Source organism: Pseudoalteromonas sp. S4741 (genome assembly GCF_005886135.1).
Taxonomy (GTDB): Bacteria; Pseudomonadota; Gammaproteobacteria; order Enterobacterales; family Alteromonadaceae; genus Pseudoalteromonas; species Pseudoalteromonas tetraodonis.
This window is the reverse complement of sequence record NZ_PNCN01000112.1, coordinates 1-10,581: the sequence shown is the minus strand read 5'-3', so window position 1 is coordinate 10,581 and position 10,581 is coordinate 1. Positions and strand designations below refer to the sequence as shown.

The 10,581-nt window shown below is 41.3% G+C and carries 11 protein-coding genes and 1 pseudogene; 3 read left to right on the top strand and 9 right to left on the bottom strand.

The features are described 5' to 3' along the window. The first annotated feature begins 33 nt into the window (after window positions 1-33). On the top strand, window positions 34-750 hold the full coding sequence (locus tag CWC30_RS14680) for an SIMPL domain-containing protein (RefSeq protein ID WP_138627463.1): 717 nt from the start codon (window positions 34-36) through the stop codon (window positions 748-750). On the opposite strand, the pseudogene CWC30_RS14675 reads toward CWC30_RS14680, so the two are convergent. From CWC30_RS14675 to CWC30_RS14640, 8 genes and pseudogenes are all read right to left on the bottom strand, one after another. After that, window positions 742-1,397, bottom strand: a pseudogene (locus CWC30_RS14675) (hypothetical protein). The gene CWC30_RS14680 and the pseudogene CWC30_RS14675 sit on opposite strands and share 9 nt — an antisense overlap. A gap of 104 nt (window positions 1,398-1,501) precedes the next feature. Continuing rightward, window positions 1,502-3,334 (bottom strand): DUF885 domain-containing protein, encoded by a 1,833-nt coding sequence (locus tag CWC30_RS14670; protein ID WP_138627462.1) that lies wholly within the window; start codon window positions 3,332-3,334, stop codon window positions 1,502-1,504. A 37-nt stretch (window positions 3,335-3,371) separates the two neighbouring features. Then, complete coding sequence (gene hemW / locus CWC30_RS14665; RefSeq protein ID WP_138627461.1) at window positions 3,372-4,508, bottom strand: radical SAM family heme chaperone HemW; 1,137 nt, start codon at window positions 4,506-4,508, stop codon at window positions 3,372-3,374. Continuing rightward, entirely contained in the window at window positions 4,505-5,104 is a 600-nt protein-coding gene (locus CWC30_RS14660; protein WP_069439858.1) for an XTP/dITP diphosphatase, read from the bottom strand. Before CWC30_RS14660 ends, hemW begins: the two co-directional genes overlap by 4 nt. A 2-nt stretch (window positions 5,105-5,106) precedes the next feature. Then, the gene (locus CWC30_RS14655) at window positions 5,107-5,550 is read right to left on the bottom strand and encodes a DUF4426 domain-containing protein (protein WP_036980192.1); all 444 of its coding nucleotides are present in this window, start codon (window positions 5,548-5,550) and stop codon (window positions 5,107-5,109) included. Window positions 5,551-5,607: 57 nt separating this feature from the next. Further along, a complete protein-coding gene (locus CWC30_RS14650; protein ID WP_036980190.1) occupies window positions 5,608-6,141 on the bottom strand; it encodes a YggT family protein in 534 nt (177 codons plus the stop codon). A 26-nt stretch (window positions 6,142-6,167) separates the two neighbouring features. After that, window positions 6,168-6,989 carry a pyrroline-5-carboxylate reductase gene (gene proC, locus CWC30_RS14645; protein ID WP_138627460.1) on the bottom strand — a complete coding sequence of 274 codons (822 nt, stop codon included), beginning with the start codon at window positions 6,987-6,989 and terminating at the stop codon, window positions 6,168-6,170. Window positions 6,990-7,006: 17 nt separating this feature from the next. After that, window positions 7,007-7,720, bottom strand: coding sequence for a YggS family pyridoxal phosphate-dependent enzyme (locus CWC30_RS14640; RefSeq protein ID WP_138627459.1), 714 nt, complete (start codon window positions 7,718-7,720; stop codon window positions 7,007-7,009). A gap of 2 nt (window positions 7,721-7,722) precedes the next feature. On the opposite strand from CWC30_RS14640, the gene CWC30_RS14635 reads away from it, so the two are divergent. Both CWC30_RS14635 and CWC30_RS14630 read left to right on the top strand, forming a co-directional pair. After that, window positions 7,723-8,763, top strand: coding sequence for a type IV pilus twitching motility protein PilT (locus CWC30_RS14635; RefSeq protein WP_013465851.1), 1,041 nt, complete (start codon window positions 7,723-7,725; stop codon window positions 8,761-8,763). A gap of 9 nt (window positions 8,764-8,772) precedes the next feature. Beyond that, the gene (locus CWC30_RS14630; RefSeq protein WP_036980184.1) at window positions 8,773-9,903 is read left to right on the top strand and encodes a PilT/PilU family type 4a pilus ATPase; all 1,131 of its coding nucleotides are present in this window, start codon (window positions 8,773-8,775) and stop codon (window positions 9,901-9,903) included. A 52-nt stretch (window positions 9,904-9,955) separates the two neighbouring features. On the opposite strand, the gene ruvX is transcribed toward CWC30_RS14630, so the two are convergent. Next, a complete protein-coding gene (gene ruvX, locus CWC30_RS14625; protein WP_013465849.1) occupies window positions 9,956-10,405 on the bottom strand; it encodes a Holliday junction resolvase RuvX in 450 nt (149 codons plus the stop codon). Window positions 10,406-10,581: the final 176 nt, after the last annotated feature.

Here is a 10,581-nt window from a genome sequence, read left to right as displayed (position 1 = left end):
AAAGGTCAACAGACCCTAATCAAGGAGAGTGAAGTGAATAAAATATCGAATGTAACCGTTGTTATGGCAGCGGCGTGTTTAAGCATTGGCCTAATTGCATTGGGTTTTATTATAAAAGGGGCTGCGCTTGATATTAAAGGGATGGAGCGCACGGTGCAGGTAAAAGGGTTAGCTGAACGTGAAGTTGTGGCAGATACCGTTATTTGGCCTTTGCAGTTTAACGATGCCGACAACAATCTTGAAAAGCTTGTTGAGCGAGTTGAGCAAAAAAATGATGCGGTGATTGCTTTTTTAAAGTTACACGGCTTTGACGATGAAGAAATATCGACAGGTACTCAATCTATTATTGATAAGCAAGCCCGTGAATACGCGAATGATAACCAAAAGTTTAGGTATGTTATTAGCTCAAATATTATTGTTTACTCCAATGCTCCTGATAAAATTAAAAACGCACTGAGCAAAGTGAGTCAGCTAGCTAAACAAAATATAGCTATTGTGCAAGACAACTATCAAACTCGTATTGAGTATATTTTTACTGGGCTTAACGATATAAAACCAGCCATGGTGCAAGAAGCCACAGAAAAAGCCCGAGAAGTGGCAGATAAGTTTGCTAAAGATTCAAATTCACGCTTAGGTAAAATTAAAACCGCTCGCCAAGGGCAGTTTAGCATTAGCGATCGGGATTCAAACACGCCGCAAATTAAAAACGTACGTGTTGTTACCAGCGTAGAATATTACTTATCAGATTAGAGCCGCCACTTGTTCAGTAGAGCGCTGTAAATAAGCGGCGCTCAGTAGCAAGGTTATCTCGCTTGGGGGATTATTTTTTAATGCCTCAAGTATTTGTAATTTTGCTGCAGGATTTTGTTTTTGCTCTATTTCCATTAATGCCAGCAAGGCCGAAAATTCATGTTTTACCGGAATATTTGGCTTATGTGCATAGGCAATATAACTGGCAACCGGAGTGAGCCCTTGCTTATTTGTATGTGCTAATGCATGCAGTAACTCTTCGTTAGATTCAAATAACATTAACGAGCGAACATAGTTAAAAGGCAGTTGTGTGGGCATTGCTTGCTTAAATACATTATGCAGGGCGTTATTGCCAGAGTCGTCTGTACTAATAAATCCCTTATTTAATTTAAGTGCAGGCGTAAAAAAACTCAGCGCATCTAAACTGGTTAGTTTTTCAATAAACGGCGCTGGTGGCGTATTAGTGGTTAAAATACGCACGGCGATGTTTTGCATAAAATCGTATTTAATACTCATGCGTAGCGCACTTTCAAACAGGTAATTAAGCTGTATTACTTGCTGTGCCTCAGTGAGCTTTTTAAAATCGTTATCTAGCTCATCAGCTGTTGTTTAATACGCGCATTGAGTAGCTGTATGCTTAGATCCATTCTGTTCTCCTTGAGTTCCAACTTTATCCTAGCTTAATTTTTTGCTTTATAAAACAAAAGGCCGCAATTGCGACCTTTTATACCTTTAAGTAAATACTTAAAAATTAAGCTTGTTTGCTGGCAATCCACTCATTAACGAAGTTTTCTAGTACGTTTAATGGTACAGGGCCATTTTTAAGCACTACATCGTGGAACTGGCGGATATCAAACTTATCGCCAAGTTGCATTTTAGCATCTTCACGTAGTTCTAAAATTTTCAGCATACCTACTTTGTAAGCCGTTGCTTGAGATGGCATTACAATGTGACGCTCAACCATTTTCACACCGTCAGAAGTCGCGTTAGGAGTGTTGTTAACGTAGTAATCAATACCTTCTTGACGAGTCCACTTCATTGCGTGAATACCGGTATCAACCACTAAACGACATGCACGCCATAATTCCATGGCTAAGCGACCAAAGTCTGAATATGGATCTTCGTAAAGGCCCATTTCTTTTGGTAGTAATTCTGAGTATAACCCCCAGCCTTCAATGTAGGCTGTGTAACCACCAAATTTACGGAACTTAGGTACACCTTCAAGTTCTTGTGAAATGGCAATTTGCATATGGTGACCCGGAATCCCCTCATGATAAGCCAAGGCTTCCATTTGGTATGTAGGCATTGCTTCCATGTCGTATAGGTTGGCGTAGTAAATACCTGGGCGAGAACCATCTGGCGCAGGTTGTTGATAAAACGCTTTACCTGCCGCTTTTTCACGGAATGCTTCAACACGTTTTACAATCATGTCGGCTTTTGGTTTTACAATAAACAGCTCATCTAAGCGTGTTTTCATGTTATCAATTAAGCCTTTAGCTTCGCTTAGGTACTGCGCTTTACCAGCTTCAGTGTTAGCTAAATAAAATTGCTTGTCGGTTTTCATAAACTGCATAAAGGCGTTTAAGTCGCCCTCAAAGCCGACTTTATCTTTAATGGCACGCATTTCATCATGAATACGTGATACTTCAGCAAGGCCAATGGCGTGAATCTCTTTTGCTGTAAGGTCTGTCGTGGTGGTGCGTTTCAGTGCGTTATTGTAAAACACTTCGCCATCAGGGAATTTCCAAGCACCGTCACGGTCATCAGCACGTTTTTCTAACTGTGCAATGTAGTTGATTAACTTAGAGTAAGCAGGTTTAACTGCCGATTTTAATGCATCATTCGCTTTACTAATAAGTGCATCTTTTTCAGCTTGGTCGATTTCTAATGCATTTACTTTACGTTTAAAGTCAGCCAAAAGAGTTGAATCTTCACCTTGTTCAAACGGCGCACCTTTAATGATGTTTTTGCTTGAATCAATCACGTGTGGAAATACAAATTTAGGGGCGATGATGTTTTTATCGGCGCGAATTTCTAAGTCGGTAATCAGTTGATCTAATACACCCGGTACCCCGTTTAAACGGGCAATGTAATCGTTGGCTTCTTTTACGTTGCTAATTTGATGCTGGTTAATTAAAAAAGCCGGCACCATAGAATGTGTACCAAACATTTGGTTTACTGGGTAGTTATGGTAACGCCATTTGAAATCAGCAATGCTGGCTTCTAAATCTTGTTTTTTTAAATCATAACTTACTTGAGTCGCTGCATCTAATTGCGCACGGTCAATGTTGTTGAGCGTGACTAAATCGGCTTTAGTTTGTGCCAAGTCTTTTAGCGCTTTTTCTTCGCTGTTGTCATCCCATTTATCGTAATCTTTTTTGATGCCCATATAGGTTTGATAAACTGGGCTACTCATTACATCACGATTAAAAGTGTCTTCAAAAAAAGCATTCGCTTTATCAATTTCACTTTGAACAGGTTGAGCTTGAACCGCCGGTGCAGACGTTGATTGTTGTGTTGCTTGTTGGCAACCGGCAAGCAGTGCCACGCTGATGGTGGCAGCAATTAAAGTAAGTTTACGCATTCGTTTCCCTTTTGTTGTTAGAAACCTATTATTGTCACTAAACAAATAACGCAAGTAGATCATTTAAAAAACGTTGGCCTTGGAGTGTAACGTGCCAGTGGCTGTCTGTTTTTGTTAGTAAACCGGCATTAATGGCTTTATCTAGTGCATGCTGTTGGCTTTGCAGTGGTTGCTGCGTCAGCGCATTAAAATCATTTATAGGGCATGGCTCTATTAAACGAAAGCGATTCATAAAAAATTCAAACGCTAAGTCGTCTTGCTCTACTTGCCAGCTTTTGTACAGGTAGGGTTTAATAATATCCATGTAGCCCCGAGGGTGTTTTACCTTTTCAGTGCGTGTTATCACCCCCGTTTTCGCATCAGTGACCTTACCATGAGCGCCGCAGCCAATGCCAAGATAATCGCCAAACCGCCAATAATTCAAGTTATGTTGGCATTGATAGCCAGGTTTTGCATACCCTGATATTTCATATTGCTGATAGCCAGCTTGTGCTAATAATGCTTGGCCTTGCTCTTGAATATCCCATAAGGTTTCATCTTGTGGCAAAGTCGGCGGTTTTGAAGCAAATTGCGTATTGGGCTCAATCGTGAGCTGATACCAAGAAATATGCGGTGGATTGAACGCAATAATTTGTTTTAAATCACTCAGTGCATCATCAAGAGACTGCCCTGGTAAGCCATGCATTAAATCAAGATTAAAGCTATTTAACCCCGCTTCATTGGCTTGTTGTGCTGCATAACTGGCTTCATCGGCACCATGAATTCGACCTAGAGCTTTTAACTTATCGTTCTGCATGCTTTGCACACCGATAGAGATACGGTTAATGCCTGCTTTTACATAATCTTTGAAACGGCCAGTTTCGACTGTGCCGGGATTTGCTTCAAGGGTAATTTCACAGTTATCGCTTAAGCCAATTAGGCTATCTACTTCCTTGAGTAAACGGGTGTATGCCGCGCCGGTTAATAAACTTGGTGTGCCGCCGCCAATAAAAATACTGTGAATCTTACGCCCTTGTACTAAGTGTAAATCAGCTTTTAAATCGTCGATTAAATGCTGTACATACTCAGCTTCAGGGATGTCACCTTTTTGCCCGTGGCTATTAAAATCGCAATAAGGGCATTTTTGCACGCACCATGGCACATGCACATATAAACTCAGTGGAGGAAGGTTCACAGGCCGCCTTTGTGTTGTAGCTCTTGCAGTAACATTTTAAGTGCTTGCCCACGATGACTTAGGGCATTTTTTTGCGCTTTTGTAAGCTCTGCACTGGTACAATTTTCTGATGGCACAAAAAAGATAGGATCGTAGCCAAAGCCACCTTCACCGTGTTGGCTAAGGGTAATTTCGCCCTCCCAGCTAGCACTGCAAATAAGTGGGGTAGGGTCGTCGGCGTGACGCATCAGTACTAACACACACCAAAAACGAGCGCGTCGGTTAGGGTTATCGCCTAAATCAGCCAGTAATTTATCGATATTATCTTGATCACTTGCGCCTTTACCTGCAAAGCGAGCAGAGTAAACACCGGGTGCGCCATTTAAGCTATCAACTTCTAATCCCGAATCATCAGCAATAGCCGGTAATCCAGTTATTTTAGCTGCATGACGCGCTTTAATTATCGCGTTTTCTACAAACGTGGTGCCTGTTTCGGCCACGTCACTGACATTAAAGTCGCTTTGTGGTACTACATTAATGTTAAGCGAGCTGAGCATGTTAGCCAGCTCATTTACTTTGCCGGGATTGCCGGTTGCAAGTACTAAGGTGTTGGTCATATTTAATCTACGTAAAATTTTTGCTGAAATTTTAATGTTTGGAACTGGTTACCTTGTTGGATTTCAATTTCAAAACGTAAAATCTCTTCGTTGGTGTAATCTACTTGTGCTAGGTAATAAACAGAATCGCCTTCAACCACTTCTTTAAAGTTAAGGGTTTGCTTGTTACCTAATAAGTTTTTAGCGGTGCCTTGTAATGTCGCTTTTTGCGCTGTTTTATTGGCATCATTTTTTAAGATAGAAATATTAACAATGCCTTTATAGCCACTGCGTTCTAGGCCGTACGTTTTGGCTATTTGTGGCTGAATAAACGTTGATGGAAAGGCTATATAATGAACTTGCCAAGGGCCTAGTTCTTTATATTGAGCGCCTTGTTCTTGTGCGCTGTGCGCATTAAATGCTAAAGCGAGACAAGCAATAAAACAAAACTTTATTAAACGTTGCATAGTTAACTCCTGAGTATGTAAAAAGAGGCACTAGGCCTCTTTTATATTACGTTATGCTTAAGCTAAAAGGTCCATTAGCAGCATTTGTAAAAACTGAATGCCGATGATTAGTACCAGTACCGATAAATCTAAGCCTCCTAGTGGCGGTAAAACTTTACGGATAGGCTTTAACATTGGCTCAGTAAGCTGATGGAATACCGCTTCAATTGGGTTATAGCCTTGGCTTACCCAGCTTAAAATAGCGCGGATGATTAACACCCAAAAGACTAAATTTAAACCTTCTTTTAAAACAGTTATTAGCGCCTGTATAAGCACAGGTTGAATAGCCCAAGAGCTATAAATAAGCCACATTAGGGTACTTATTTTTGCCGCAGCCACTATAAATGCCAGCAACAAAGAGGCTAAATCAAGCCCGCCTAGCCCCGGAACGATTTTTCGCAGCGGGTTAACTGCAAACGAAGTGGCTTTCACCACAAATTGGCTCATCGGATTGTAAAAGTCGGCTTTTGCCCACTGTAGCCAAAAACGCAGTAGTACCACCATTAAAAATAGATCAAACAAGGTGCTAATTAAAAATTGCATGGCATTCATAGTATAACCTTCAATAAAAAATGGTTTTAAAGTTCTTGTTCCATTTGCACTGCACGCGCAATACACGCATCCATTGCATCGCCTACGGTTTTAGTTAAACCTTGTGCTTTTAAATGCTCAACAGCTGCATGCGTGGTACCGCCTTTTGATGTCACATTTGAACGTAATTGTGAAATGCTAATATCAGTTTGGCTAAGTGCCATTTCAGCTGCGCCAAGGGCGGTTTGCTGCACTAAGCGGCGTGCGTCTTCATCACTAAACCCAAGCGCTTTGGCTTTTTCTTCAATGGCTTCCATAAATAAGAAAAAGTAAGCCGGTGAAGAGCCGGTAACAGCTATCACATCGTTAATTTGTGATTCTTGCTCTACCCATACAACAATACCGGTACATTCAAATACTTGCTGTACAAACTCATGCTCGCTTTGGGTTTCACCTGCACCATATAAGCCAGATACACCACGGCCAAGTAATGATGGCGTATTTGGCATACAACGTACCATTTTTATATCTTGACCAAGCATTTCACGTAAGCGCTTAACGGTTAACCCTGCCGCGACTGAGATAAATAATTTATCGCTAAAGTCGACACCTGAATCTTGAAATGATTGACATAAATCGCCCATCATTTGTGGTTTAACAGACAAAACAATGACATCGGCATCGCGCATAGCTTCGTTATTGTCACTGGTGGTTTGCACTTTGAAATCGGCAGCTACCTTAGCTAGTTTTTCTTGGTTGCGGTTAGTCGCAATAATATTATTTGCGTTAAAGCCGTTTTTTACCATGCCACCAATGATGGCGTAGCTCATATTACCTGTGCCTATAAATGCGATTTTTTTATCTGACATATGTCTGTTATCACCTTTTAAGTTCGTGTTCCAAAAATATCTGTGCCGATCCTCACCATGGTTGAACCTGCCGCTATGGCAGCTTCTACATCGTTACTCATCCCCATCGACAACGTATCTATATGAGGATATTGGGTCTGTAGTTTATCAAAGCAAGTTTGTAATTGCTCAAAATATTGAATTTGCGTGTTTGCATCGTCACTTTTAGCGGGAATAGCCATCAGTCCGCGCAACTGTAAATGGGCACATTGGTCTATATATTGCGCCAGCTCAGTGATTTCATTGGGGTGACAACCAGACTTTGCTTCTTCTTCGCTAATATTCACTTGAATAAGTACATTCAGTGGCGGCATTGTCTCAGGACGTTGACTGTTTAATCGCTTGGCTATTTTAAGTCTGTCTACACTTTGCACCCAAGCAAAATTGGCAGCGACTAAAGCACTTTTATTTGACTGAATAGGGCCAATGAAATGCCAAACAATATCGCTAAATGTGTTTAGTTGCGCTATTTTATCTACAGCCTCTTGAACATAAGATTCACCAAATTGACGTTGCCCTTGATCATAAGCTGCCATAATATCGGTAGCGGGTTTGGTTTTAGATACTGCAAGTAACGTAATATCGTTACTATTACGTTGTGCTTTGTGCGCTGCCTCTGCAATTCTAGCGTAGGCGGATGTGAGTCGTTCTGCTATTGTAACCATATATTTATCAGTTAGTTGTGGAGTCATAAATGGATATCACCGAATTATTGGCATTTAGTGTGCAACATAAAGCATCAGATTTGCACTTATCATCAGGGGTATCACCTATGATACGTGTTGATGGCGATGTGCGACGTATTAATATACCAGCACTTGGAGATAAAGAAGTCAGCAGTCTGGTTTATGACATTATGAACGATAACCAGCGTAAGGACTATGAGCAAAATCTCGAAGTGGATTTTTCTTTTGAAGTCCCTAATTTAGCACGTTTTCGTGTAAATGCCTTTAACTCTAATCGTGGCCCTGCTGCTGTGTTTCGTACTATCCCGAGTGACGTACTCACTCTTGAAGATTTAGGCGCACCTGAAATATTTAAACAAATTTCAGATAACCCACGAGGCCTAGTGTTAGTCACAGGCCCTACAGGTTCAGGTAAGTCGACCACGCTTGCGGCGATGGTCGATTACATTAACCAAACTAAGCATCATCATGTGCTGACTATTGAAGATCCTATCGAATTTGTTCATGATAATAAACTCAGCTTAATTAATCAGCGGGAAGTTCATCGTGATACACATAGCTTTTCTAATGCACTACGCAGCGCACTTCGTGAAGACCCTGATGTTATTTTGGTTGGTGAGCTACGAGACTTAGAAACTATTCGCCTTGCTATGACCGCTGCGGAAACGGGTCACTTGGTGTTTGGTACTTTGCATACGACTTCTGCACCTAAAACCATTGACCGTATTATTGATGTATTCCCTGGCGAAGAAAAAGATATGATCCGCTCTATGCTCTCTGAGTCATTACGTGCAGTTATTTCGCAAACACTGATAAAAAAAGTAGGGGGAGGGCGAGTGGCTGCACACGAAATTATGTTGGCAACGCCTGCTATTCGTAACTTAATCCGTGAAGATAAAATTGCACAAATGTATTCATCAATTCAAACCGGTGCGTCGCAAGGCATGCAAACCATGGATCAATGTTTAACAAGCCTAGTTAACCGTGGCATTATCACTCATTCAGCGGCATATACAAAAGCGCAAGATAAGACACAGTTTAGCGCTTAAGGAATTATTATGACTTTATCTTTAAATCACTTTTTACAAATAATGGTCGACAAAAAAGGCTCTGATTTATTTGTATCGAGCCAACTTCCTATTAGCGCTAAAATTAACGGCGAGTTAACTCCTCTTAATGACGATAAATTAACAGATGAGCAAGCGCTGGAATTAGTCGAATCAGCGATGAGTGAAAAACAAAAAGCAGAGTTTCATAACACTAAAGAATGTAACTTTGCGGTTGCAACTAGCGAAGGGCGCTTTCGTATTTCGGCTTTTTGGCAACGCGACAGAGCGGGCATGGTTATTCGCCGAATCGTCACTAAAATTCCTGACGTTAAAGAGCTTGGATTACCTTCTGCATTGACCGATGTGATTATGTCAAAGCGCGGACTCGTGTTATTTGTGGGTGGTACGGGAACCGGTAAATCAACGTCTTTGGCGGCACTTATTGGGTATAGAAATCGCAATCAACGTGGACATATTTTAACCATAGAAGATCCGATTGAATTTGTGCATGAGCATCAAAAAAGTATTATTACCCAACGTGAAGTGGGTTTAGATACTGAAAGCTTTGAATCAGCACTTAAAAGCTCTTTGCGCCAAGCGCCTGATGTTATTTTAATTGGTGAAATTCGTTCGCAAGAAACCATGGAATATGCGTTGAGCTTTGCAGAAACGGGTCATTTATGTGTTGCCACCCTGCATGCTAATAATGCTAACCAAGCGATTGACCGCATTATGCATTTGGTACCAAAAGAAAAGCACGATAAGCTTAAATATGACTTAGCATTAAATTTACGCGCTATCATTGCTCAGCAACTTATTCCGACCTCTGATGGGGAAGGGCGTGTTGCTGCCATTGAGGTATTACTTAATACGCCAATGGTCAGTGAGCTAATTAAAAACGGTAATATTGGTGGCATTAAAGAAACCATGGCAAAATCAACAGAGATGGGCATGCAAACCTTTGACCAAGCGCTGTTTGAGCTTTACAGGCAGCAACGTATTAATTATGCCGATGCGTTGCATCATGCGGATTCGCCAAATGACTTACGCTTGATGATTAAACTACGTAATAACGAGCAGCAAGGCGCAGGCTTTTTGCAAGGTGTGACCATTGATGGCCTTGATGACAAAGGCATATGACCTAGATACAAAAAAAGCGCCTTAGGCGCTTTTTTTATGTGGGTTAAGTGCTTTATTCACCATAACTGGCTTCAAAAAAACTCTCTAGAATGATTACCGCAGACATATTATCTACGTTACCTTTACCTAAATTTTTATAGCCACCACGTTCAAACAACCGTGCCTTTGCATCTGCAGTCGTTAAGCGCTCATCTTGGGTATGAACCGCAATACCGTAATGGTTGTGCAAACGATTAGCAAACTTTTTAGCTTTAAAGGTAACCTCTTGCGAGGTGCCATCCATGTTTAGCGGTAACCCGACAACCATTAAATCGGGTTGCCACTCTTTTACTTGCACTGCAATGTCATCCCAATTAGGAATGCCATCTTGGGCTTTCACCGCTTTTAAGCTGGTAGCGCTGCCTGTGAGCTCCTGACCAATAGCTATACCAATACTCTTGGTACCAAAGTCAAATCCCATAACTGTACGCTCACCTTGCGGCTTTACTGTTTTTTTAGTCATGTTTGTCTTTTATGTTATTAGGGTCTGTTAACCTTTCAAGGTTGAATTTGCAGCAGTCTGTTTGGTATTTGGGCAAGGCAGAGCCTTTGTGGTGTGGTTATTCCCCATAAATAGGCGATAACGCAGCATCAATGCCAAACAGGCGCTGCCCGAATGGTTCTGCATAGTGGCTATTT